This window comes from Pararhizobium sp. (assembly GCF_965279435.1).
Taxonomy (GTDB): Bacteria; Pseudomonadota; Alphaproteobacteria; order Rhizobiales; family Rhizobiaceae; genus Pararhizobium.
Genome location: NZ_CBDIHY010000002.1, coordinates 842832 through 867152, shown reverse-complemented (window position 1 = coordinate 867152; position 24321 = coordinate 842832). Strand labels below are relative to the sequence as shown.

Annotated in this window: 17 protein-coding genes; 13 read left to right on the top strand and 4 right to left on the bottom strand. The window is 57.9% G+C overall.

Going from position 1 to position 24321, the window contains the following annotated elements:
* Positions 1-186 precede the first annotated feature (186 nt).
* The 5 genes from ACQY8Q_RS05455 (at position 187) to ACQY8Q_RS05435 (ending at position 5700) form a co-directional block, all read left to right on the top strand.
* Entirely contained in the window at positions 187-1875 is a 1689-nt protein-coding gene (locus ACQY8Q_RS05455) for a GumC family protein (RefSeq protein ID WP_428425417.1), read from the top strand.
* 3 nt (positions 1876-1878) lie between these two features.
* On the top strand, positions 1879-2667 hold the full coding sequence (locus ACQY8Q_RS05450) for a CpsD/CapB family tyrosine-protein kinase (RefSeq protein WP_428425415.1): 789 nt from the start codon (positions 1879-1881) through the stop codon (positions 2665-2667).
* Between the two features lie 2 nt (positions 2668-2669).
* Positions 2670-3944 (top strand): non-hydrolyzing UDP-N-acetylglucosamine 2-epimerase, encoded by a 1275-nt coding sequence (gene wecB, locus ACQY8Q_RS05445; RefSeq protein WP_428425413.1) that lies wholly within the window; start codon positions 2670-2672, stop codon positions 3942-3944.
* Positions 3945-4270: 326 nt separating this feature from the next.
* Positions 4271-4558, top strand: coding sequence for a hypothetical protein (locus tag ACQY8Q_RS05440; protein ID WP_428425411.1), 288 nt, complete (start codon positions 4271-4273; stop codon positions 4556-4558).
* A 308-nt stretch (positions 4559-4866) separates the two neighbouring features.
* Complete coding sequence (locus tag ACQY8Q_RS05435) at positions 4867-5700, top strand: Hint domain-containing protein (protein ID WP_428425409.1); 834 nt, start codon at positions 4867-4869, stop codon at positions 5698-5700.
* Between the two features lie 102 nt (positions 5701-5802).
* On the opposite strand, the gene ACQY8Q_RS05430 is transcribed toward ACQY8Q_RS05435, so the two are convergent.
* The 3 genes from ACQY8Q_RS05430 to ACQY8Q_RS05420 all read right to left on the bottom strand — a co-directional run bounded on the left by ACQY8Q_RS05430 (position 5803) and on the right by ACQY8Q_RS05420 (position 12080).
* Positions 5803-7836 carry a hypothetical protein gene (locus ACQY8Q_RS05430; protein WP_428425407.1) on the bottom strand — a complete coding sequence of 678 codons (2034 nt, stop codon included), beginning with the start codon at positions 7834-7836 and terminating at the stop codon, positions 5803-5805.
* 248 nt (positions 7837-8084) lie between these two features.
* Entirely contained in the window at positions 8085-10184 is a 2100-nt protein-coding gene (locus ACQY8Q_RS05425; protein WP_428425405.1) for a calcium-binding protein, read from the bottom strand.
* A gap of 960 nt (positions 10185-11144) precedes the next feature.
* Positions 11145-12080: a glycosyltransferase family 2 protein gene (locus tag ACQY8Q_RS05420; RefSeq protein WP_428425403.1), complete on the bottom strand. Its 936-nt coding sequence runs from the start codon at positions 12078-12080 to the stop codon at positions 11145-11147.
* Positions 12081-12631: 551 nt separating this feature from the next.
* Between ACQY8Q_RS05420 and ACQY8Q_RS05415 the strand changes: the two genes are divergently transcribed.
* The 4 genes from ACQY8Q_RS05415 to lhgO are packed head-to-tail and all read left to right on the top strand — an operon-like array spanning position 12632 to position 17085.
* Positions 12632-13723: a hypothetical protein gene (locus tag ACQY8Q_RS05415; RefSeq protein ID WP_428425401.1), complete on the top strand. Its 1092-nt coding sequence runs from the start codon at positions 12632-12634 to the stop codon at positions 13721-13723.
* A 1-nt stretch (position 13724) separates the two neighbouring features.
* Entirely contained in the window at positions 13725-14555 is an 831-nt protein-coding gene (locus tag ACQY8Q_RS05410) for a WecB/TagA/CpsF family glycosyltransferase (RefSeq protein ID WP_428425399.1), read from the top strand.
* Entirely contained in the window at positions 14548-15804 is a 1257-nt protein-coding gene (gene wecC, locus ACQY8Q_RS05405; protein WP_428425397.1) for a UDP-N-acetyl-D-mannosamine dehydrogenase, read from the top strand. The genes ACQY8Q_RS05410 and wecC overlap by 8 nt, the downstream gene beginning before the upstream one ends.
* A gap of 57 nt (positions 15805-15861) precedes the next feature.
* Positions 15862-17085, top strand: coding sequence for an L-2-hydroxyglutarate oxidase (gene lhgO, locus ACQY8Q_RS05400; RefSeq protein WP_428425395.1), 1224 nt, complete (start codon positions 15862-15864; stop codon positions 17083-17085).
* A 199-nt stretch (positions 17086-17284) separates the two neighbouring features.
* On the opposite strand, the gene ACQY8Q_RS05395 is transcribed toward lhgO, so the two are convergent.
* Complete coding sequence (locus ACQY8Q_RS05395) at positions 17285-18760, bottom strand: amidohydrolase family protein (protein WP_428425393.1); 1476 nt, start codon at positions 18758-18760, stop codon at positions 17285-17287.
* A gap of 168 nt (positions 18761-18928) precedes the next feature.
* Between ACQY8Q_RS05395 and ACQY8Q_RS05390 the strand changes: the two genes are divergently transcribed.
* The 4 genes from ACQY8Q_RS05390 (at position 18929) to ACQY8Q_RS05375 (ending at position 24316) form a co-directional block, all read left to right on the top strand.
* Positions 18929-20494 (top strand): ABC transporter substrate-binding protein, encoded by a 1566-nt coding sequence (locus ACQY8Q_RS05390; RefSeq protein ID WP_428425391.1) that lies wholly within the window; start codon positions 18929-18931, stop codon positions 20492-20494.
* A gap of 104 nt (positions 20495-20598) precedes the next feature.
* The gene (locus ACQY8Q_RS05385; RefSeq protein ID WP_428425389.1) at positions 20599-22119 is read left to right on the top strand and encodes an amidohydrolase family protein; all 1521 of its coding nucleotides are present in this window, start codon (positions 20599-20601) and stop codon (positions 22117-22119) included.
* A 260-nt stretch (positions 22120-22379) separates the two neighbouring features.
* The gene (locus ACQY8Q_RS05380; protein WP_428425387.1) at positions 22380-23348 is read left to right on the top strand and encodes an ABC transporter permease; all 969 of its coding nucleotides are present in this window, start codon (positions 22380-22382) and stop codon (positions 23346-23348) included.
* Positions 23349-23365: 17 nt separating this feature from the next.
* Positions 23366-24316: an ABC transporter permease gene (locus ACQY8Q_RS05375; protein ID WP_428425385.1), complete on the top strand. Its 951-nt coding sequence runs from the start codon at positions 23366-23368 to the stop codon at positions 24314-24316.
* The last annotated feature ends 5 nt before the right edge of the window (positions 24317-24321 follow it).

The window sequence follows — 24321 nt, the reverse complement described above, 5'->3', positions numbered from 1 at the left end:
TTGGCTTACCCCATCTCACATACCGGCAAAGCCTACAAAACGTTGGGCCAATTGAACGAGGGTATTTCGCTATCAGGAAGCCACCATGCAGGCCGATAGGATTCGATAAGGTAGGTAGATCCGATACGTCCAAAAGGATGAATTTCGCAGGCTATACTCTCCTGCTCACCCCACATTGACCATCTGTTGTCGGATTTCGAACCACTCAACAATGAACGTGGCCACGGTGCCAATCAGTTTCAGAAGTTGGGTGTCTGCGTAATGGGCAATATAGATTTTGGCTTTTATCTCTCGATCCTGCTGCGAAGGTTGCCCTATCTCATCGCGATAACGATCGTGGCATTGCTGGCGGCCATCGCGGCGACGCGTCTTATCTCGCCAGTATACAGTTCGAGCGCTAAAATTCTCTCCGAGGCACCACAGATCCCGGCTGATCTCGCACGCTCGACCGTTCCCCTCAGTGCGGTCGAACAATTGCAGATACTTCAGCAGCAAATCACAACAAGAGATGATCTGCTTGCATTGGCAACCAGGCTGGCAATCTACAACGGCACCGAGAAGAAGCCTCTCGATGACGATATCGTCAAAGATATGCTGTCTCGGATAAAGTTTGAACAGCTGCAGTTCGACACACCAAGCCGCGACCAGGGTGCAACCGTTTTCAGCGTGTCGTTCCTGGCAGGAAAGGCGGATATGGCCGCTCAAGTGGCCAACGAACTCGCTGCAATGATCCTGGACAGAAATCAGCGTCAACGGACCGATCGTGCCGGAAGCACGTTGCAATTTTTCGACCAGACCGTCGCAAGATTGTCCTCCGATTTGAACACGCTCGAAACTGATATCCTCGCGTTCAAAACTAAGAATAAAGACACCCTTCCGGAAAGTCTCGATTTTCGGCGCAGCCAGCAGGGAAGCCTGCAGGAGAGGTTGATTGCGCTTCAACGCGAGGAATCCGATCTGCATACAAAGCGAGGCAGTTTGATCGCGACATATACGAATACCGGGCAGCTGGTCGGTTCTGTCCCTCTCACGCCGGAACAGCAGATTCTTGCAGACCTCAATCGAGCTCTGGCGGAACAACTCGCACTCTTTTCGGAAACGAGCCCCAACATAAAGGCGCTGCGCGCCAGGATAACAGCGCTGCAGAATGAACTGGTTTCCAGCCCTTCGCAGGACGCCAAGAATGAAAACTCTACTCCTGCCAAACAAGCCGCCCCCTTTGGACTCGATCTGCAGCTGTCGGATATCGATACCCGTCTTAAAGCGGTGGCAGTGGAGAAGGCTTCCGTCATCCGCGGAATTGAAGACCTGACCCGTTCGATCACTGGCACAGCCGCCAGTGAAACCGTCCTGAATTCGTTGGAGCGGAACCGTCAGAATATTCAAATGCAGTACAATGCCGCCATCGCGAGACGCGCGGAGGCCTTGACCGGTGAACAAATAGAAATGCGTTCAGACGGCGGCCGGTTTTCGCTGCTTGAATCCGCAACGCCGCCCGTCAAGGCAATCAGCCCCCAACGCACCCGCATCGTCGGCCTTGGCGGTATGGCGGGGCTTGGGCTTGGGCTTGCCGTGATCGTGCTGCTCGAAATGCTCAACAAAACGATCCGCCGGCCGGTTGAGCTTGCGCAATTGCTTCAGTCGCAACCACTAGCCACGATCCCAAACATCCGGACCTCAAAGAAGGTTCGCTTCCCAAGCTACCGACGTCGCATGGCCGCCATGCTGGCTGTGGGGATGATGCCGCTTTTGTTCATTGCGGTCACCGAAAGCGCAGTGTGGCGGCCATTAACCAACCACCGCATCATCCAAGCGGAGACCGAGCCAAATGTCTCCCTTTCGAGAGCGGAAATCTTCGTCAGGGGCAGGGTTTAAATCATGGATCAGATAAGGGCGTCTCTTCAGGATAGTCTCAGGCTGCAGAGCAATGACCAGCTGGCTGAACAGGCCATGCAGGCCTGCACGCGGCTGGGGTTTGAAATCGCATGGGGTAATTTGGCAGAGCTGGATCCAGCGCCTGATACAATCTTTCGAAATCGCATTGTAACGATAGACCGGTCTGATCCGGCACACGCGCCGTTCGACATGATGCGCACAAGGGTTTTGCAAAGCCTGCGTCAAAACAGTTGGACATCAATTGCGATCACCTCACCGACTGCATCCTGCGGAAAATCGCTTGTCGCACTCAACCTGGCATTCAGCCTGGCGCACCAGCAAGACTGCCGCACGCTGTTGGTCGACCTCAATCTGAAGCAGCCGCAAATTGGCGAGATGCTGGGTGCGCGCGCGCCCGCATCCATGGAAGATTTCTTGAAGGGCGATGCGCCGATCCACGATATTTTCCTGCGATATGGCGACAATCTCGCGGTCGGTACAAACCATCAGCCGGTGCAGTTTTCAGCGGAATTGCTGCAGAGCCTGGAAGCCGCAAAGGTATTGCAGGATCTGCGGATGCGGATGGGACCGGACGTTATTTTGTACGACCTGCCCCCGATGCTTTCCAGCGACGACGTGACCGCATTCCTTCCGAATGTGGACTGCGCGATCCTGGTCGCAGCCGCAGAACAAAGCACATTTGCCGACGTGGATCGTTGCGAGCGGTATTTGTCCGAGCGGACCAACATGCTCGGGGTCGTTTTGAACAAGTGTCGATATTGCGCGGATTAATGATGAACCCGGACAGAGGCGGCGAAGGTCTCTTTCCATTGTTTGCAAAAGTGGTTTTCAATGCTGGATTGAAGGAAATTGCGATGCGTAAAGTACTCGTCGTCTATGGCACTCGGCCTGAAGCGATCAAGATGGCTCCCTTGATCCATGCGCTTGCTTCCTCTCCCCATTGCACGCCCGTCGTCGCCGTAACCGGTCAACATCGCGAGATGCTCGACCAGGTCAATCGATTGTTCGCAATTCAGCCCCACCACGACCTCAACATCATTACACAAGCGCAGACCCTAGAGAGCGTCACCGCGCGCGTCCTCGCAGGCGTAGCCAATCTCATCGAAATCGAGGCACCCGACGCACTCGTGGTTCAGGGCGACACGACAACCTGCTTTGCCGCAGCCTTGGCGGCCTTCTATCGAAAAATTCCGTTGATCCACCTTGAGGCGGGGCTGAGAACGGGCGAGCGCCATAACCCCTTTCCGGAGGAAATCAATCGTCGCTTGACCACTCAACTCGCAGCACTGCATCTGGCGCCTACACATACCTCCAAGGCAAACCTCCTTAACGATGGCGTCGCAGAAAACGATATTGTCGTTACCGGCAACACTGTCATCGATGCCTTGCTGCATGTGTCCGGCCGCAACGACCAGACTGAAAATCAGGATCTCCGGCGGATCATGGGTAGGAGAAGCGTTCTGGTTACCGCACACCGGCGCGAATCCTGGGGTGAGCCGATGGCGCAGACTGCTCGTGCCATCGCACGGCTTGCGCGCAAGTTTCCGGAGATCGCCTTTCTGCTTCCGGCGCATCTCAATCCGGCTGTACGTGATGTTCTGCTTCCCCCGCTTCAAGGGCTGGAAAATGTGCTGATTACACAGCCGCTCGATTATGGCGACTTCGTCAAAGCCATGCGCGACTGTTCGATCGTGTTGACGGATAGCGGCGGCGTGCAGGAAGAAGCTCCAACCTTTGGCAAGCCAGTCCTCGTCATGCGGGAAACAACAGAACGTCCCGAAGCCGTTGCCGCCGGAACAGTGCGACTGGTTGGAACGAACGAAGATCGTATCGTTAGTGAAGTGAGCGAACTGCTGACGGACCGGAGGGCTTACCAGGAGATGGCGCGCGCCGTGAACCCTTATGGAGATGGTCAGGCTGCAATGCGGTCAGTCCAGGCGATCGAACACTTTTTCGCTCTTGGAGAGAGACCAAGCGAGTTTGATGCCGGCGTTGATACGTCCGACGTACCATCCGTGGCACGGGTGGTCAGCGGCTTTGCCGCCTAGTTTTGGCATGTTTGGCATCCGCGTATTGATACAGCGAGAGAAAACCCACTGCGCGTTCAAAGCCAGTCCGCGACCGGCCAACGGCTCGGGATTTCCCTGGATGCGCATATAGATCTGCCGCGGCAGGTGTACAAAGCCGCCGCTATTAAGCCAAGGCATCACCACTTTGATTCATCTTTGCGAAAGGCGAGTGCGACTGGTCTCACCTGTTGAAACGCAAAGGTGAAGAGTGGCTACACCTTAAAGGTAAGCGCTCTTTGGAAGATTTCCGTTCTAATATTCGTCACCAAATACTGGAACCGCCATCCGTTAGGAAAGTCCTTACCGTGAGCGAAAATGACATGTCGAAATGGAAGGTCGATGTCGAGAACAAGCCGAAGGCGTTTACTCTCCTGGAATGGGGTGTTGCCGTTGGCGAACCGTATCATGTCCTGCTGCGGATTGGTTACGCTGTTTCCAAGTGGGAATGGGACACTTACAAGGATACCGATCGGTCGCCTCATCAGCTCCAAACAGCCATGTCACCGACCGCGGCCAAGGAGCTCGGCGCTCTTCTCATCCTCTACGCCGAGGAGGTGGAAAATCAGGTTCCGACAAAGGGCGAGCAGAATTGACTGATGAAGCTGGGCTCCCGCCCGGTGCTTGCCGCCACCCTCGTTGCCTTCGGCCCAAAGCACTGTTCAAACATTGCATTTCTTGACGACTTTGTGCACGGGGACCTCGGAAAGGCTTCACGGCACGAACAGGATGTTTGTGCTGGATTGATATATCGGCGGCACACAACCCATTCGGCAAGTCAGGCCTACTCCAAAGAGACAACCCACCTCCACCTCTTGAAGCGATGGGCGCTTTGGGCGGGAGAGAATATGGTGGTTTTCTCAAGTGACGGACTGATCCGAGCGAAGTAAAAAAGGAGGCGACAATGTCGTCAAAGAAGGAACGGCAGGCGCAAATCAATGGTCCGCGGCGGCATTTTCTCGGTTTGGCTGCGGCAACGGGTGCGAAGATTGCAGCATTGAGTGCCTTGGCCGCGACAACGGTACTTCCTTCGTCGATCGCCCAGGCCATGGGGACACCGTGGTGGAAAAAAGGTGACCATGGGGGCGGAGATCCTATGTGCTTTCTCTGCGGCACCCTGATCATGACGCCTGCAGGCGAAATCGCCATCGAAAGCCTTCTAATCGGTGATTTTGTGAAAACCGTGCATGGCAAGACCATGGCAGTCAAATGGATCGGCCGTCATCTTTACAAGCGAAACGGCGCGTCCTGGCCCGCCAGCGTGGTCCCGATCCGCATCGCGCAACACGCCATTGACCAGCGGACACCGAACAGGGATCTTTATGTCTCCCCGGGCCACCGCCTGCTCATCGACGGTGTGCTCATCAGAGCCAAGGATCTTGTCAACGGGATCTCCATTGCACCAGCTCTTCCGGATGATCGGGAGATGATCGAGTATTACCATGTTCTGCTCGATACGCATGAAGCGATTTTAGCCGAGGGCGTTGCAGCAGAGACGTTCTTTCTCAGGTCCAACAATCACGAAGCCTTCACCAACTTCGGTGAATACGCGCGCCTCCATCCGGCCGGTGAGCACTCTGTCATGACACCCCTCGCACCCAGCGCGGTGCTTGATTCCGGCCGAGAACAGCTCAAGGCTTTGCTGCCTGTGGGGATCCGTCGTGTCTTGCAGGTGCGTGAGCCGGTTCGCAAAACTCATCAAAGGCTTGCGTTACGAGCCGAGCAAATGATCAGCTGAGATCCGGCGGCGCCATGTGTCTATAGACGCATGCACTCGACACCGAGCTCGTGTCGATCTGTTTTGTCCGTCAACTGAGGCCGCTTGCGCGGCCTCATTGCTTTAAAGGACGAAGTATCCCTTTGAGAGTGTGACGGCATCATCCAGATGAATGGCGAAGTCAGCTTTCGCATCGCCGTTGACATCGCCGTAGACATAGGTGTCGGAGGCCCCCTTGACGTAACGCACTTCTCCGGCCTTACCGGTGAAGGCAGCGGTGCCAAGGTAGGAAAAGGCCTGATTGCCCGCCACTGCGGTGTTTGCGTCGATCGCCGACAGGTCGATCCGGTCACCGCCGGTGCCCGAGAAGTCGAAGATCGTGTCACGGCCACTGGCCGCCACCGTCGTATCGGACAGTGCCTTGAAGGCAAACGTATCGGCGCCCGCGCCGCCGACCAGATCATCGGCCCCAGCACCACCATACAGCACGTCATTGCCGGCGCCACCGTCCAGGACGTCGTTGCCGGCGCCACCGGAGAGCAGGTTGGCACCGCCATTGCCATAGAGCTTGTCGGCGTAGTTTGAACCGGTCAGCTGCTCGATGGAAACATAGGTGTCACCCTTGGCATCGCCTGTGTTAATGGCTGCATTGGCAAGGCTGGCGGTTACGCCGGCCTTGGCGCTGGCATAGGAAGCCGCGTCGGTTCCTGCACCGCCATCCAGCCTGTCGGTACCCGCACCGCCGTCCAGGATATCATTGCCGGCGCCACCGGCGAGCACGTTGGCACCGTTATTGCCGTAGAGCTTGTCGGCGTAGCTCGAACCGGCCAGCTGCTCAATGGAAACATAGGTGTCACCCTTGGCATCACCTGTGTTGATGGTGGCATTGGCAAGGCTGGCGGTTACGCCGGCCTTGGCGCTGGCATAGGAAGCCGTGTCGGTTCCTGCTCCACCATCCAGCTTGTCAGCACCCGCACCGCCGTCCAGGATATCGTTGCCGACGCCACCGGAGAGCAGGTTGGCACCGCTGTTGCCATAGAGCTTGTCGGCGTAGTTTGAACCCTTCAGCTGTTCGATGGAAACATAGGTGTCACCCTTGGCGTCGCCTGTGTTGATGGTAGCATTGGCAAGGCTGGCAATTACGCCGGCCTTGGCGCTTGCATAGGACGCCGTGTCGGTTCCTGTGCCACCATCCAGCTTGTCGGCACCCGCACCACCGTCCAGCACATCATTGCCGGCGCTACCAGTGAGCACGTCGTTGCCACCAAGGCCGTTGATGGTGTCATTACCGGCCAGACCGTCGATCTTGTCGACACCCGCCGTGCCGGTGAGCACGTCGTTCCCAGCTGTCGCCTTGCCAGGGACCGGCGTCTCTGGCGTGACGGGTGTTGGCCAGTCCGTGCCTATTTCGTCATTGTTTGACACGGTGGGCGTATTGTTCTTGAAGTAATAATAACCCCAGTAGCCCTGACCCAGTTCATTGTTAGTGAACTCGACGCCGGAAATTTTATCGGTGCTGCTGAAGCTGCCATCGGAGTAGAGGGTGTAGCCGCCGCCTGCGAGATAGTTGCCATCTACCCGAATGTTGGAAACCGGACCAAAATCATTGTTGATCATCACGGCCGAGGTCTGGCCATTATCGTTGATGATTGTGTTGTGCCGGATATCGACGTCTGAAACGCCGCCATTGATCTCGATGCCATCGTAATGCGGCCCACCCATTGCGGTGCCGGCGCGTACATTCGGAGCATTCATATCGTGGATATAATTGTCCTGGATAAGGCTTGGCCCAGACACATTGATGCCGTTCTCCACGTCGTGAATATCGTTACGCAAGAACGTGCCCGAACCAAAGATGCCGTTGGCGCCATCTTTGCTGCTTCCAACGTTGAGAATTTCGTTGTCCTTGACGACAGTGCCTGTAATGCCTGGCTTGATCCAGATACCCGTCCAGTCGGTGGACGTTATGCGGCTATTCTGAATCGTGACGTTCGGGGCCATGACCCAAATCGTCCCCTTGACATCGAGCGCATTGATGACCGTGCCTGCCTTGGTGATAGTCACATCGCCCGATGCGGTCAGAACAACACCGTCCGGCAGGCCGGTGCTCTTTGCATCCGGAAATCCTGTGAGCGTTTTGGTTGAGGTAATAGCCATACTAAGGGCTCCCGTTTAAGTGCTGGAGTTGGGGAGGTAAGCCTCCACAGGCGACGGGGCGGCAAGCGCCCGTCTCATGCCAATGTGGCTTGTCGTGACAACTTTTCACTTCGCTTCGAAGCTTGTGTTTAATGCAAAGGAACGCGCGCGGCGGTTCGCCGCAACGTCTCCGGAAGTCAGAGGCGGTTTTTGGCCGCCTCTGATCTGTTTTGTCCGTCAACTGAGGCCGCTTGCGCGGCCTCATTGCTTTAAAGGACGAAGTATCCCTTTGAGAGTGTGACGGCATCATCCAGATGAATGGCGAAGTCAGCTTTCGCATCGCCGTTGACATCGCCGTAGACATAGGTGTCGGAGGCCCCCTTGACGTAACGCACTTCTCCGGCCTTACCGGTGAAGGCAGCGGTGCCAAGGTAGGAAAAGGCCTGATTGCCCGCCACTGCGGTGTTTGCGTCGATCGCCGACAGGTCGATCCGGTCACCGCCGGTGCCCGAGAAGTCGAAGATCGTGTCACGGCCACTGGCCGCCACCGTCGTATCGGACAGTGCCTTGAAGGCAAACGTATCGGCGCCCGCGCCGCCGACCAGATCATCGGCCCCAGCACCACCATACAGCACGTCATTGCCGGCGCCACCGTCCAGGACGTCGTTGCCGGCGCCACCGGAGAGCAGGTTGGCACCGCCATTGCCATAGAGCTTGTCGGCGTAGTTTGAACCGGTCAGCTGCTCGATGGAAACATAGGTGTCACCCTTGGCATCGCCTGTGTTAATGGCTGCATTGGCAAGGCTGGCGGTTACGCCGGCCTTGGCGCTGGCATAGGAAGCCGCGTCGGTTCCTGCACCGCCATCCAGCCTGTCGGTACCCGCACCGCCGTCCAGGATATCATTGCCGGCGCCACCGGCGAGCACGTTGGCACCGTTATTGCCGTAGAGCTTGTCGGCGTAGCTCGAACCGGCCAGCTGCTCAATGGAAACATAGGTGTCACCCTTGGCATCACCTGTGTTGATGGTGGCATTGGCAAGGCTGGCGGTTACGCCGGCCTTGGCGCTGGCATAGGAAGCCGTGTCGGTTCCTGCTCCACCATCCAGCTTGTCAGCACCCGCACCGCCGTCCAGGATATCGTTGCCGACGCCACCGGAGAGCAGGTTGGCACCGCTGTTGCCATAGAGCTTGTCGGCGTAGTTTGAACCCTTCAGCTGTTCGATGGAAACATAGGTGTCACCCTTGGCGTCGCCTGTGTTGATGGTAGCATTGGCAAGGCTGGCAATTACGCCGGCCTTGGCGCTTGCATAGGACGCCGTGTCGGTTCCTGTGCCACCATCCAGCTTGTCGGCACCCGCACCACCGTCCAGCACATCATTGCCGGCGCTACCAGTGAGCACGTCGTTGCCACCAAGGCCGTTGATGGTGTCATTACCGGCCAGACCGTCGATCTTGTCGACACCCGCCGTGCCGGTGAGCACGTCGTTCCCAGCTGTCGCCTTGCCAGGGACCGGCGTCTCTGGCGTGACGGGCTTCTCCGGCAAAGTATTGAGGTCCGTATTTCCAGACACAACCGGCTTGTCGTCGTAGAAGGCAAAATTGCCATAGTAACCATCGCCGATTTGGTTATTGGTGATTTTGATCGAAGCGTCATCGACGGCGCCTCCGCCCTTGCGGCCGTCGAGATAGACGGTGTAACCGCCGCCAACCAGCCGGTTGCCGTCGACGTTGATGTTCGCCAGGCCGCCGAACTCGTTGTTCATCATCACAGCCGCGGCCTGGTCGTGGGAGTTGATGACGGTGTTGTGGATGATGTCGATGTCGTGGCCACCGTTGATCTCGATGCCATCGAAATGGGCATCCGGTCCGCCCTGAAGGCCGTAGATATAGTTATCGCGGATGACCGACGGTCCGGTGACGGCGATGCCGTTTTCGACGCCGTGAATATTGTTGCGCAGAAACGTGCCTTGACCCAGGACGCCGTTTTGAGAAGAGCCACCGCCGTCGATCTCACTGTCTTTCAACGTGAAACCAGTGGAACCGTCCTGAACCCAAAGCGCGTGCCATGTGTTGGCGACGAGTTTGACATTCGACATCGTCACGTTCTTGGCCTGGATGACAATCTGGCCATGGATTTCCATGTTGCTGATCACAGCATTGTCTTGTGTGACGTAGTACGTTCCGGTGAATTTCGTCAGTGACGTGCCGGCCTTGACGCCCGTATTTGTCGCATCGGGATAACCGGCTGCCTGAGCAGCGGCAGCCACTGGAACAGCGGCGGCTTCGGCCGTCGCATTGCTGGTGACAGGCGCCTTGGCGATGGCGGATTTCGCGGCCACCGCAGACGCTGCGCCGCTGTCGGCGTTCACTGCCGTTTCAGTATTGATCGTACCGGACGCGCTTTGTCCGCTGCTGGTGAGTGAAGAGCTGCCTTGGCCCCCATCAACACTCGCAGTGTCGGCTGTCTTGGCCGTGGAATTGCTCGCAAATTGGAAAGGCCGGTCGCCGCCCCGCTGTTCATGGTGAACACCGTCGCGTGCACCAAAGCCGTCCATCACATTTGAACCGTGATCGGCGGTATTGAAAGAGTTGTTCAGCGTGACTTTGGATGGAGCCGTTGCCTGTTGAGACTCGCTTGCCTTGTTTAGCTCGATGACGTCTAGAGAATTCGCTTGGGTGTTATTCTCCGTCATGAAACCACTAGTGGTTGCGTTCAATAGTGTTCTTGCCACTGTGTTATCGCCTTTCTCATCAGCCCTTAAACCCCGTTTTCAAGATGGTATTACGGGTAAGCTGGCTACCTCTTTTTAGGTAAGCCCAACTTATAACAGCGATGAGTAATGCAACTTCCAAGGGGGCGCAATGCGGTTGGGAGCTGCTTGGTATATTGGGGCCGCACGCCTAATTTCAGTCTTAATATTGCCGTAAAACGTTAAAAAAGACGTTTCCATTTGATATACTTGCCGAATTTTCTGCAGTTCAATGGAAGCTAAATTTCGCAGGATTTTTAAATCCTTACGCGAAAATGCAACCTGAGGTGCGATGAGCGCCCTGAAAAGACTTGTAAAAAAAGTACTAAAGGGTCGGGGAAGGGGCGCCGGGGTCGAGGGCGCATAAAAGCCTGTATCTTTTTTTTAAAAATTAATTCTACACAACCATAAGAATTCGAAAATACGCGGATCAACCCGGTTTCCGGTTGCCGGCTGCCGAGCACACGGCTCGAATATTCAGAAAATGCAGTGAAATCGTGGGTTTGATTATTCGCGTGATTCGCTGGAGAGCCGAACAATGGCTCTAAGCCACCTGTGAAATCGGCAGCTGGTCGCGTGTTAACGGCCGAGCGCAGCGCTCAGTGCTGCGCGACGACCCAACCCGAGGGCCAGGCGCACTGCTTCTCCGACAACGATGCCCGATCGGAACAATGCCGAGGCCAGCGTGCCGTGATGCCGGCTGTAATATTTGAGGCGATTGGTCGTCATGAGCGCGGTCAGAAAGTCGCTGCTTTGGTAATCACCACCAATATGGACCGCCTCGGATGAGGGAACATAGAGAACGTCCAGGCCTGCTGCTCGAGCGCGCCGAAGATAATCGACTTCTTCACTATAGAGGAAGAAGCTTTCATCCCAATCTCCAATTGCCGCACGGGCGTTGGCAGTGATCAGCAGGATTGCACCGGTCGCCCACTCTATACGTCCGCCGTCCCGGTACAGCAAAGAACGATCGACCATTTCACCGAGCCCCATTCGGGCGGCCAGCATCCCTCCCAGCAATGCGTCGGACCACGCCGTTGCTATCGATGGCTCACGGCGAATGGATTTGGCAATGACGCCATCCTCGCCGCGGACCTGCGGCACGGCTACGCCAACCGAAGAACTGTTCAGGCCTGCATACAGGCGGCTTATCGAACCGGGCTGCAGGCGAATGTCCGGGTTGAGAACAAGCAGATCCGATGAAACGTCTATCGTCGCAGTGGCGGCGTTGATCCCGGCGGAATAGCCGCCATTGCGACCCGTTTCGATAACTCTCGCTCCGATCGGATGAGTAATCGCCAGATCGACAGAATGATCATGGCTGTCATTATCGACGACAATCACCTCGTACTGTTCAATACCTTCAAGGCCCGCACGCAGAGAATCCAGCAAACCCGGCAGCACCGAGGCGCTGTTATACGTAACAACGACGAGCGAGAGTTTTCGTGTCGCCATAGACCTCGGCGCAATCTTGCTGCCATGCAGGAAGTCTCTTTGTTTAATAGAAGCATCCATTTCGCGTCCTCCTGTCCGGCGAGACCCGCTAGCGGGAGTCCAGCAATTCCTATTGGAAAAGCGCCGGCGCCGAAACACTGCAGAGAGAGGTAGACGGTCAGTCCCGTCCAGCTCTGCCGCTCATCCCAAAGCGGAATGAAGACCAGTCCGGGTAATCCTATCGGTGCATGTCCATACCATTGCCGGCATGCCGATGATGGCTCTGTAAGTCTTTGAGTGCGCTGGCATATCTGTGGGGATTTTCTAGCATGTCGGCAGCAAGCGGCGATTTTGGTGCGAATCCCGCGCCGCCTTTGCGCCAACCTTTGGTCAACTGCCATTTCCGTTGAGACGGCAAGTTATCAGGAGCCGCCATGCCGATTGATTTTCAGCATTCCTTACAATCGAAAGCGCGAAACATATCATTGGATAGTAACGGACAGCGGCCGGTTGCACTCGGGCAAACGGGTCCAAATGCACTTGACCGGTTGGAGGCCCTTGAATCGATCTCGCGCAAGACAAGAGCCCAGGCCGATCGTTTCCTGAACATTGCAAAGCGAGGTCTGCCACGCATGCACCGGAGTGGCGCGTTCGGGCATACGCTGCGGGCAGTCAAAGAAAAATCGGACTGGACGGAGCGCCTTGAAGGAGACAGTCTTCGGTATACCGCCATCGCCGCACTCGGGCTGTCCTATGTCGACAGAGCCACACAGCAAGAGATACTGGGTGGCGATACGGCGTTCGATCTCGCACATGTGTGTGCGGTTCGTGGCACGACATCGGCGGATATGGGTGCAATCGCACTTTCTGCTTGGGCCGCCGCAGAGGCAGGGCGGTTCCATTCCGTGCCGCTGTTCCGGCAGCTTGTCCAGATACTGGCTTCGGATACGCCCATCGCGACTGTCGATTGCGCGTGGGCATTGAGCGCCGGTTTGGCGGCTCGGCAATTCGGCGACACACAGGATGTCGTCTCCCTCGCGACGACACGGTTGATGTCAGGACTGTCCTCATCAGGCCTGTTTACGCATATGTTGCCCGCATCGGCCAGCGGGCGTTTCCGGGCGCATATCGGATGTTTCGCCGATCAGGTTTACCCGATACAAGCGCTCTCGCGTCTCCATGCAGCCCAGCCAAACACCGAGGCCCTGTCTGCAGCCGAAGCTTGCGCAGAACGAATTTGCGCGCTGCAGGGGCCGGCGGGCCAGTGGTGGTGGCATTACGATGCGCGCAATGGTGGCGTGATCGAAGGGTATCCGGTCTATAGCGTTCACCAGCACGCGATGGCCCCGATGGCGTTGCTCGACCTTCGGGAAGCCGGAGGCACTGACCATTCGCAAGCGATCATCAGAGGCATGCGCTGGCTCGACGAACATCCCGAGGTATCAATGCCCCTCGTCGCATCGGAAAAAGGTGTGATCTGGCGCAAGGTGACGCGCCGCGAACCCCGCAAGTTGGCCAGAGCCTTATCGGCTGTGACGACAGCGCTGCTGCCGGGGCGACATATCCCCGGGCTTGATACGCTCTTTCCGCCCATCCGCGTGGACTATGAATGCCGGCCCTATGAACTCGGCTGGCTCATGTATGCGTGGCTTTCGGGAGGTGTGGTGGCACGGCTTTCCCGCACCCCGGCAGGGGACATGCCTGCAGTTTTCAAGGAGATTTGATATGCAAAGGCAACGCCAGCTTCTGTTTGGTATGTATATGGATGCCATGCGCATGGATGACGTCATCGAGCGATGCCGTAAGGCCCTCACGACACGCCGGCCAGTCCTACTGGGGGTGCTCAATGCTGCAAAAATTGTCGAGCTTCACAGGAATTCACTCCTGCGCGAATCCCTGATGGAATGCGATCTTTTGCTGGCGGACGGTCAATCCATTGTGTGGGCGAGTAAGCTGCTCGGCCGGCCTTTGCCGGAGCGCGTGGCAGGCATCGACATCTTCACGCGACTTCTTTTTCTGGCGCATCGCGACGACCGGTCCATTGCACTGCTGGGCGCCAAACCCGAAGTCTTGACGGAAATGCGGCGCGTCATCGCCCAGCGCTTTCCCGGGTTGAGGATCGCTTATAGCCATCACGGATATTATGAGGCCGCAGAGGCAGGCCGGATCGCAGCCGACATTCGAGAATCCGGTGCCGATATGCTGTTTCTGGGAATGACCTCGCCCAAGAAGGAAATATTTCTGGGATCGTATGGGGCGTCGCTAAACGTTCCGGTGCTGCACGGCGTCGGCGGCTCGTTCGACATTATCGCAGGTCTGACAAAACGTGCGCCTATCGCCTGGCAGAAGGCTGGTATGGAATGGGCCTACAGACTGTTGCAGGAGCCGCGCCGGTTATGGTGGCGCTATCTGAAGACCAATACCAGCTTTGTCCAACTCACCGCCCGGGAACTGTTTCATCCCGCGCGGGCATTCAGGCTGGGTGCGAACCGGAACGTGGCGCCTGCCAGGTCCATGATCCCAGACGCGCAGTTTCGGAGTATCGCTGATGAGTGAAGTGTTCAAGAGCAGGGTTGCCATCCTGGGCATGGGATATATCGGGTTGCCGACCGCCGTGGTGATTGCGACACGCGGGGTGGATGTGATCGGCGTCGATATAAACCCGGCGACCGTCGCGGCCTTGTCGCGCGGGGAGGTGCCGTTCGTCGAGCCGGATCTGGCCGTGGCTGTCAGCGGTGCCGTTGCAATGGGGCGGCTGACAGCGACAACCGAAACACCGGAGGCGGACGCCTTCATCATCGCTGTTCCGACCCCCTTCAATGAAGACCGAACGGCTGATCTGTCTTATGTGAAGGCGGCTGCGGAACAGATTGCTCCAAGGCTGAAGTCCGGAAATATCGTGGTGCTTGAGTCCACGTCTCCTCCCGGAACCACTCAGAAGGTGGGAGATTGGATCGGCGCCCTTCGTCCGGATCTGAGAATGCCGCGTGACGGCGAAACCGGTGCCGACATTTTTGTTGCTCATTGCCCGGAGCGTGTTCTTCCCGGCCGCATCATGATCGAGATGATCACCAACGACCGCGTCGTTGGTGGTTTGACACCGAGGTGCGCGGAGAAGGCGGCGTCCATTTATCGTCTGTTCGCTCAAGGCGAGATTCTGTTGACCGATGCCGCAAGCGCCGAAATGGCCAAACTGGTGGAAAATGCCTATCGCGACGTCAATATTGCCTTTGCCAATGAAATCTCCCTGATCAGCGAAAGTCTTCATATCGACGTCTGGGAAGTCATACGCCTGGCCAACCGGCATCCGCGCGTCAATATTCTCAGCCCGGGACCGGGCGTCGGCGGGCATTGCATTCCGGTGGATCCCTGGTTCATCGTTTCTGCCGCCCCCCAGTTGTCACGGCTGATCCGCACGGCGCGCGAGGTCAACGATCACCGGCCGCATCATGTCGCCGGGCAGGTGGTGGAGAAAGCAAAACGGTTCCGTTCGCCAACGGTTGCCTGTCTGGGCCTGACCTTCAAGGCCAATGTCGATGATGTGCGCGAAAGCCCCGCGATAGAAGTCGTCGGGCTCATCGCCGAGGCGCTGCCGGATGTCGAAATTCTTGTGGCGGATCCTTATGTCAGCGCTATGCCGGGAGCACTGTCAAAATACGATAATCTTCACCTTGAGGGTGCGTATCAGGCGGTGGAGCGTGCGGACATCGTGGTGCTTCTCGTCGAGCACGAACCCTTCAAGGCCATGCGGCACACCCGCCTGGCAGGCAAAGTGATCTACGATACGCGTGGCGCCTGGCACTGAAGCAGCCATTCGTGTAGCAAGAAAGGGCTTTCTGCGGATACGACGGGAACGGGCAGAATGAATTTCGAGCGCGTGGCGGATTTCGATATCGTAGTGATCGGAGGCGGGATTGTCGGGCTATCGACAGCCATGCAGCTATCGCAGCGGTTTCCCGGCCTTACCGTCGCCGTTCTGGAAAAGGAGCCGATGCTTGCCAGTCATCAGACAGGGCGCAACAGCGGCGTCATCCATGCTGGCGTTTATTATGAGCCCGGCAGCCTGAAGGCGAAATTCTGCCGCGAGGGCAGCGCTGCGACGATGCAGTTCTGCAAAGACTATGGCATCCGCTTCGAACAGCGGGGCAAAATGCTCGTCGCCACCAGCCCAGAAGAGCTACCGCGCATGGAAAAGCTCCATGAGCGTGCCGTCTCCAATGGACTTGATGTTCATCGGATCAGCACGGCTGAGCTGACAGAACGTGAACCGCATATTGCCGGTCTTGGGGCTCTCTTCATTCCGGCCTCGGGTATCGTCGATTACGGCGAAGTGACACGGTGCATGGGGGAGCTTCTTATCGAAGCCGATGGCACGATCATGACCGACGTTGAAGTCACCCGCATCGACGAACAAGCCGATAGTGTTGAAATCACCCTCGACACGGGCATGCTGCTCAGTGCCCGCCACGTCATCGTTTGCGCTGGCGTCAACGCCGACCGCCTCGCGCGGATGTGCGGCCTTGCGAAAGATATCGCGATTGTTCCCTTCCGCGGCGAGTATTTTCGGCTCGGCGCCGACAAGAGCCACATCGTTAAACATCTCATCTATCCCATTCCTGAACCATCACTGCCGTTCCTCGGCGTGCATCTGACACCGATGATTGGCGGGTTCGTGACGGTCGGCCCCAATGCCGTGCTGGCATTTGCCCGCAACGGCTACAGCTTCGGCAACATCAGCCCGACGGATCTTTGGGAGATGGTTCGGTTCCCGGGGTTTCGCCACGTCATGGCGAGCAACATGCGCTACGGGCTGGGCGAGATGGCCAACTCACTCAGTCGCCGCCGGTACCTTGCGCTGTGCCAACGTTATTGCCCGGAGCTGGAACAGGCAGATCTGCATCCGCATCCCGCCGGCATTCGCGCCCAGGCTATCAGCCGCGACGGCCGCCTGCTGCATGATTTCCTGATTGAACGCACGGCCCGCACGGTTCACGTCCTCAACGCCCCATCACCTGCCGCCACCTCAGCACTACCGATCGGCAAACATATCGCCGATATCGCCGAAGCACATTTCGGCCGCTCGTAACTTATCTGAGCGACCGAACTGGCATCAGAGCGCTCGGACCCTATGGATCAAAACGCTTGCCATCTAACGTCCTTCGGTCCACGCGTGGCGACACCGTTTGCCACGCGTGATGTATTGTTGTTGACCCCTTCGGGGTTCAACCTGTTTCAAGGCGATCGCGATTGCTTTGAAAGCGGAAACCCATGCACCATTTCGCCCGTCAGCATACCGGCGGTTGAGGCGGAATGACGGGTTCGTCGAAGGTGCGTTGCAGTTTTCCCCAGCCGGGGTCGTGCATGTGGGCGTGCAGCCCGGCACGCGCGGCCAGCGCCAGCGCCTCCTCCTGTCCGAAAGCGATCGCCGCCTCGACGTCGGTTGTCAGCACCTTGCCGCCCTCCATGAGGATTTTGCCGTCGACGATGACGGTGTCGACATCGCTTCCCAAGACCTGATGGACGAGCCGGTGAACCGGCATCCACATGGGCATGAGGTGTGGTTTGCGCATGTCGATGATGGCGATGTCTGCCTTCTTGCCCACTTCGAGGGATCCGATTTCATGCTCCATGCCGATGGCGCGGGCGGCGTCGATAGTGATCATTTCAAAAATTTTGCCCGGCGGCAGCAGGTAGCGATCGTGGTTGTGGATGAGGTGTTGCGTGAATTGCGCCAGCCGTGCAGTCTGCAGCATGTCGAAATGCCGGCTCGGTGCTGCGCCATCGGTGGTGATCGCCACCCGGATACCCTTCGACATCATTTCCATGATCGGCGTCGAGCGTCCGGGAGGCGCGTGGGTGACATGGGTTCCTGTTTCGGCCAGGATGTCCATTTCCTCGTGCGAGATGCCCCAGCAATGCTGGAGATGAATGTCAGGCCCCAGCAGTGCATTTTCCTTATCCTGGAAGGCCATGCGGATCTGTCCGGCAAAGGCATCAGAATGCAGGCGCACACCCCATTTACGGGCGGTTTCACGCACGCGGCGCGCCTGATAGCGGTCGTTTTCCGTCAGTGTTACCGCCTGGTCCGGTGACGATGCGTTCGACGGCTCGACCGATGGGACGATGGTGAAGGGGGTCAGGAAAACACTGATGCGGCCATCGGCGCTGCCGTTCAGCGCCTCGATGACAGCTTCGCTACCTTCGATCATCTCCTCGAAAGCGATATGCCGGCGTTCGGGTTTTCCACTTTCCCAGCGTGTGACCGGATGCGGCCAGGGCAGACCCGAAGGGCCGACGCAGATAATTTCTCGCAACCCGATTTCGCTATAGGCACGGGCATGGTTGATGGCGAAGACTGGATCATCGGCGCGCGGCATCGAGGTGATGATACTGGCACCGGTGGTCACGCCGGCGCGAAGCCGTTCGAGGCCGGAGACGAGGCCGTCGGCATACCAGTAGTCGCGGGTAACATAATGGTAGTAGGTCGGGGTGACGACGCGCATCCACATCGCATTGGTGTCGGCCGCAACGCTGCGGATGAGAGCATGGCCCGCGTGGCCATGGGCATCGATCAGTCCCGGGATGATTAGCTTGCCGCGACAGTCGATGATTGTCTTGCCGGTGTGACGGGGCTCAAGCTCCTCTGCCGTCCCGATGTCGACAATTCTGTCGCCCGCGATCGCCAGCGCTCCGTCCTCGATAATGCGCCGCTCCGGATCGACTGTGACAATCGTGCCGTGAAGCAGCAGGTAATTTCCCATCCCGTTTCCTCCTATTTTCATAATCACCGCCCCTCTGACCAGAAGGGCGAATTTTGGCTACGATAATTGTCAACAATATCATTGACAATAGAAATAGGTGAAACAATACTCCCGTCTGCCTGGGTGCTTGGATGTGCAGGCGCATCAACGATCAATAAGGGGGGAAACATGTCCCGTGTGAAAAGCTTCATTCTTGCCGCGCTGACAGCGGCTGCCATTGCTGCGCCTGCCAGCGCAGAAACGCTTCGCTGGGGCGGACGAGCCGATATCTTCTCGCTTGATCCCTATTCGGTTCCTTCCACGTCGAACCTTGCCTTCCTCAACCATATTTATGAGGGCCTGGTGCGCTACGATGCGGACTTCAAGATCGAGCCGGCGCTCGCCACCGAGTGGAAGCTGGTCGATGACAAACGTTGGCGCTTTACCCTGCGCAAGGGCGTGAAGTTCCACGACGGCGCCGATTTCACGGCCGACGACGTGGTTGCTTCCTTCAAGCGCGCATCCGATGAGACCTCGCCGTTGCGCGGCAATATCCCGTTATTCGCCGGTGTCAGCAAAGTCGATGACTACACCGTCGATATCGAAGTGACGGCACCAACGTCGCTGTTCCTCAACGACATCACCAATATCTTCATCTTCGACGCAACGTGGCTGAAGGCCAACAACAGCGAAAAGCCGACCGATTTTGCGTCCAAGGTCGAAGGCTACACCACGCAGCACACCAATGGCACCGGCCCCTTCAAGCTGGAAAGCCGCGTCCCGGACAGCAAGACCGTTCTCGTCGTCAATGATGGCTGGTGGGACGAAAAGAAGCACAATCTCGATCGCATCGAGTTCATGCCGATCTCGTCGGCTGCAACGCGTGTCGCCGCCGTTCTCTCCGGTGAAATCGACGTAATCGATTCAGCACCGATCCAGGATTTGCCGCGTCTGGAATCTTCGCCGGGGATCACCGTCAAGAAACGCACAGAACTGCGGACTGTATTCGTCGCGTTCAACCGCAAGGAAAAGCTGGAAGATGGCCGTCCGAACCCGTTCAATGACCTGCGCGTGCGTCAGGCATTCGAAGCGTCGATTGACCGCGATTTGATCAATAAAAAGGTGATGCGTGGCCTGGCGCGTCCTTCGGGCTCGCTCATCGCTCCGGAAATTTCCGGCTATGCCAAGTCGCTCGACACCTACAGCCCCGCCGATCCGGCGCGCGCCCAGCAGCTGCTGGCCGATGCGGGCATGAAGGACCTCGCCTTCACCTATATGTGCATGAACGACGAAAGCATCAACGAAGAGGATATCTGCTCCGGTATCGTCAACATGTTGAAGCGCGGCGGCTTCCAGCCGACCATGGATATCGCACCACGCGCCGTCCAGACGCCGAAGCGCAGCAACGGCAAGGCCGATGTGTTCAACCTGAGCTGGGCAAACGAGCCGACGCTCGACGCTTACTCGCTGCTGTCCCAGGTCCTTTCGACCCGCAAGGGCGCGATGGGCGTTTCCAACTACGGCGGCTGGTCAAATCCGGAAATCGACAAGCTGGTCGATCAGGCAGCCCACGAGCCGGACAATACGAAGCGTTTGGCGCTGGAAGAAGCGGCCCTGAAAATCGCCAAGGATGAAACCATGCTCATTCCTCTGCATCAGCAACCGATCGCCTGGGCCATGCTGAGCACGGTCAAGAGCGTCGATTTCCGCGCCGACAACAAGCCACGTCATTGGCACACAATGATGGGCAAATAATCGTCCAAGACCAGTTTTGACAGGAAAAGAGCGTTTCATGGCCCCATGAGGCGCTCTTTTCATTTGAACTTCAGTCTCTCTCTTTAGCCGCTTCAGGAAAGACCATGACATCCGATCCCCTCAACACGCTGACACTCGGCCAGCGGCCGGCGGGCCGTACTCTTTTGACCGCAGACTGGGTTCTCGCCTGGCGTAACGGTACACATCATCTCGTGCCGCGTGGCGAAATCGTCATGGAAGACGGCGCCGTGATTTTTGCCGGTCTCTCGTTTCAGGGCGAGGTTGCTCGCCGGATCGATTTTGGCGCGGCCCTTGTCAGCCCCGGCCTGATTGATCTGGATGCCCTGTCCGATCTCGATACCTATACGCTGGTTCACGACAACCAGCCGGGATGGTCGAGGGGACGCATCTGGCCGCAATCCTATGTCGAGCGCGGCCCCTATGAAATGTACAGCGAAGAAGAGCTTGCCTTCCAGAAGCGTTTTGCCTTCGGTCTTCTGCTTTTGAACGGCATCACCTCCGCCGCACCGGTCGCCTCGCTTTATTATCGCGAATGGGGCGAAACGGTCGCCGAGTTCGAGGCCGCAGCCGATGCCGCCGGCGACCTTGGTCTTCGGGTATTCCTCAGTCCGGCCTATCGCTCCGGCGGCATGGTGCTGGAAGCGCCGGGCAGGATGGTGCCGGTCTTTGATGAGGCGAGGGGGCTGAAGGGGCTGCGTGAGGCGGTGTCTTTCATCGAACATCAGCAGGGGCGTCACGGCGGCCTCGTCAACGGCCTGCTGGCACCGGACCGGGTGGAGACCTGCACGCTGGAACTGCTCAAGCAGACCATGGATGCGGCGCGCGATCTGGATTGCCGGGCGAGGCTCCATATGGCGCAAGGACCGCTTGAGCTCGAGACGATGCAACGGTTGCACGGGGCAAGCGGACCGCAATGGATGGCGAACCACGGGCTTTTGAGTGAACGGCTGATCGCGCCGCACGCCACCTATGCCAGCAGGCGGGATCTTGAGCTTTATGCGGTGCACGGCGTTTCCATCGCCCATTCGCCGCTGGTGTCGGCGCGGATGGGCAGCATGCTTCATTCCTTCGCGGCCTGCCGGGAACTCGGCATCAACATCGGCATGGCGACGGATACCGCGCCGCCGGACATGCTGATGAACCTTCTCATGGGTCTCGTCACCTGCCGCATCAGCGAAAAGAAATCCGATGCCGTGCTGTCTGCCGGTCTGTTCGACGCGGCGACGCTGGGAGGCGCCAGAGCGCTCGGCCGTACCGACATCGGCAGGCTTGCGCCGGGCACCCGCGCCGATATCGCCGTCTTCCGTCTCGATGATCCACATATGACGCCCAGCGTCGATCCGATCACAACGCTGGTGCTTGGTGGTTCGGGCAAGGTCACACAAGCGGTTTTTGTCGACGGGAGGCTCTCCATGCTGGCGGGCAAGCTGGCAGGTTTCGATATGCAAGATGCCCGCAGACGAGCCCAGAGCCAGTTCGAAGGTTTGGTTGCCAAATATCCCGATAGAAGCTGGGAGCACCCGCCGGTCGAGGCCTTGTTTTCGCCAAGCTATCCGTTGTGGCCGGAAGGCGGCGGCAAAGATGTTGAGGAAACGGCGCTTTAATTGCACAAAATTGTCTACAATCACGTTGACAACTTTTGAAACCTTGTCTTAATGGGGGCACGACGAGAACAGGGGAGGTTGTACGTGAGGAGCGTACGTCTCGTGGTGGTGCTGGCATTGCGGCTTAAGTCCTGAAGGGCGCACCGCTCAGCTGCGCCTTTGCATTTGCTGCCCAAGCGGCCATCCCTGTCTCTGAGTGTTATTGATCGAACCGCCCGGGCAGGGTCTGCCCGTGGCTGGAGCGAAGCGGAGAGGTCACCATGCTAGTCTTCATCATCAAGCGTCTCGGAAATGCAGTCCTGGTGATGCTCTCCGTCGCCTTGCTCGCCTTTCTAATCTTCCGGCTTGCGGGCGACCCCGTCGAATTGATGGTGGGTGAGCAGACGTCCCAAGCCGATCGCGCGGCTCTTCGCGAACGTCTCGGTCTGAACGACAGCCTGCCGACGCAATATATCCGTTTTGTCACCAACGCTGTGCAGGGTGACTTCGGTGTTTCCTACCGCAATGGCCAAAAAGTACTGCCCGTGATTGCCGAGCGGTTTCCGGCGACACTGGAACTGGTTCTGGTCGCGACGGTCCTTTCCTTGCTCTTCGGTCTGCCGCTGGGCATCCTGACCGCGATCAAGCGCGGCAAATGGTACACGGAAAGTCTGCAATTCCTGTCCATTGTCGGGGTATCCCTGCCGAGCTTCGTCGTCGGCATTCTATTGATCCTCGTCTTTTCGGTGATCCTGGGCTGGGCGCCCGCGTTTGGGCGCGGCGAAGTGGTTCAGATCGGCTGGTGGTCCACCGGCTTCCTGACCTCATCCGGTCTGGCGGCACTGATCCTGCCCTCGATCGCCTTGTCGCTCTATCAGATCACGCTGGTGATGCGGCTGGTGCGAGCAGAGATGCTTGAAGTGCTGCGCTCCGACTATGTCAAGTTTGCCCGGGCACGCGGTATCCCGCGCTGGCGCATCTACTTCCGTCATGCGCTGCGCAACTGTCTCATGCCGGTCGTCACCATGACGGCCATGAATGTCGGAGCGTTGATTGCCTTCGCGCTGATCACCGAGACGGTCTTCCAATGGCCGGGCATGGGCATGCTCTTCATCCAGGCCGTGACCTTTCTCGATATCCCGGTCATGGCAGCCTACCTCTGCATCATTTCCTTCATCTTTGTTGTCCTCAACATGCTGGTTGATATCGCCTACGCGGTGATTGATCCCCGCCTGCGCAACGCACGTTAAGAAACGGGGCCGGTTCGATGACCAATGAACTTTCGCAAACGGCCAAGGCCGCTCGTCCCTCGCTGTTCAAGCGCATCCGCAACAGCGATCTCTGTTGGTCTTTCAGCCAGAGCAGATCTGCGCAGATCAGCGCCATTCTGCTGGCGATCCTCATTCTGACGGCAATCTTTGCGCCGCTGATCGCGCCGCAGAACCCCTATGACGGGGCACTGCTCGACATGTGGAAAGCCGAACTCCCGCCGATCTGGCAGGATGGCGGCGAATGGCCCTATTTGCTGGGCACCGACACGCAGGGCCGCGACATGCTCTCGGCCATCCTTTACGGCACCCGCATTTCGATCGTCATCGGCATCGCCTCCGTGGCTTTGTCCCTGGTCATCGGTTTGACCGCCGGTCTGATTGCCGGATATTTCGGCGGGTTCATCGACAATCTGCTGATGCGCATCGGCGACATCATGCTCTCTATTCCGACGATCCTCGTTGCGATCCTCGTCTCCACCGTCGTGCGCCAGATGCTGCCGGAGAGCCTTCGCGAGATTGGTGCATCGGCTGTGCTTGTCCTCGCCATCGCTCTTTCGGCATGGGTGCAATATGCCCGAACGGTGCGCGCCCAGGCGATCGTCGAGAGCGGCAAGGACTATGTGCAGGCAGCCAAACTCATCGGCGTACCGTCCCGGCGCATTATGGCTCACCATATTTTGCCCAATACGCTGACACCGATCATGGTCGCTGCCACGCTCAATTTCGGCATGGCTATCCTGACGGAAGCGACGCTGTCCTTCCTCGGTATCGGCATGCCACCAAGCCAGCCTTCGCTGGGAACACTGATCCGTATCGGTAACCAGTTCCTGTTTTCCGGTTCCTGGTGGATCGTCCTGTTCCCCGTCGCTCAACTCTGCCTGCTGGTCGTCACCGTCAATGTGCTCGGCGATTGGCTGCGCGATGCGCTCAATCCGAAACTGAGGTAAGTTCC

Bases quoted from the DNA above. Each gene is read 5' to 3' on its own strand.
- ACQY8Q_RS05450 (WP_428425415.1), top strand. From the start codon at position 1,879: ATGGATCAGATAAGGGCGTCTCTTCAGGATAGTCTCAGGCTGCAGAGC.
- wecB (WP_428425413.1), top strand. From the start codon at position 2,670: ATGAACCCGGACAGAGGCGGCGAAGGTCTCTTTCCATTGTTTGCAAAA.
- ACQY8Q_RS05435 (WP_428425409.1), top strand. From the start codon at position 4,867: ATGTCGTCAAAGAAGGAACGGCAGGCGCAAATCAATGGTCCGCGGCGG.
- ACQY8Q_RS05430 (WP_428425407.1), bottom strand. From the start codon at position 7,836: ATGGCTATTACCTCAACCAAAACGCTCACAGGATTTCCGGATGCAAAG.
- ACQY8Q_RS05420 (WP_428425403.1), bottom strand. From the start codon at position 12,080: ATGGATGCTTCTATTAAACAAAGAGACTTCCTGCATGGCAGCAAGATT.
- ACQY8Q_RS05415 (WP_428425401.1), top strand. From the start codon at position 12,632: ATGCACCGGAGTGGCGCGTTCGGGCATACGCTGCGGGCAGTCAAAGAA.
- ACQY8Q_RS05410 (WP_428425399.1), top strand. From the start codon at position 13,725: ATGCAAAGGCAACGCCAGCTTCTGTTTGGTATGTATATGGATGCCATG.
- wecC (WP_428425397.1), top strand. From the start codon at position 14,548: ATGAGTGAAGTGTTCAAGAGCAGGGTTGCCATCCTGGGCATGGGATAT.
- lhgO (WP_428425395.1), top strand. From the start codon at position 15,862: ATGAATTTCGAGCGCGTGGCGGATTTCGATATCGTAGTGATCGGAGGC.
- ACQY8Q_RS05395 (WP_428425393.1), bottom strand. From the start codon at position 18,760: ATGGGAAATTACCTGCTGCTTCACGGCACGATTGTCACAGTCGATCCG.
- ACQY8Q_RS05390 (WP_428425391.1), top strand. From the start codon at position 18,929: ATGTCCCGTGTGAAAAGCTTCATTCTTGCCGCGCTGACAGCGGCTGCC.
- ACQY8Q_RS05385 (WP_428425389.1), top strand. From the start codon at position 20,599: ATGACATCCGATCCCCTCAACACGCTGACACTCGGCCAGCGGCCGGCG.
- ACQY8Q_RS05380 (WP_428425387.1), top strand. From the start codon at position 22,380: ATGCTAGTCTTCATCATCAAGCGTCTCGGAAATGCAGTCCTGGTGATG.
- ACQY8Q_RS05375 (WP_428425385.1), top strand. From the start codon at position 23,366: ATGACCAATGAACTTTCGCAAACGGCCAAGGCCGCTCGTCCCTCGCTG.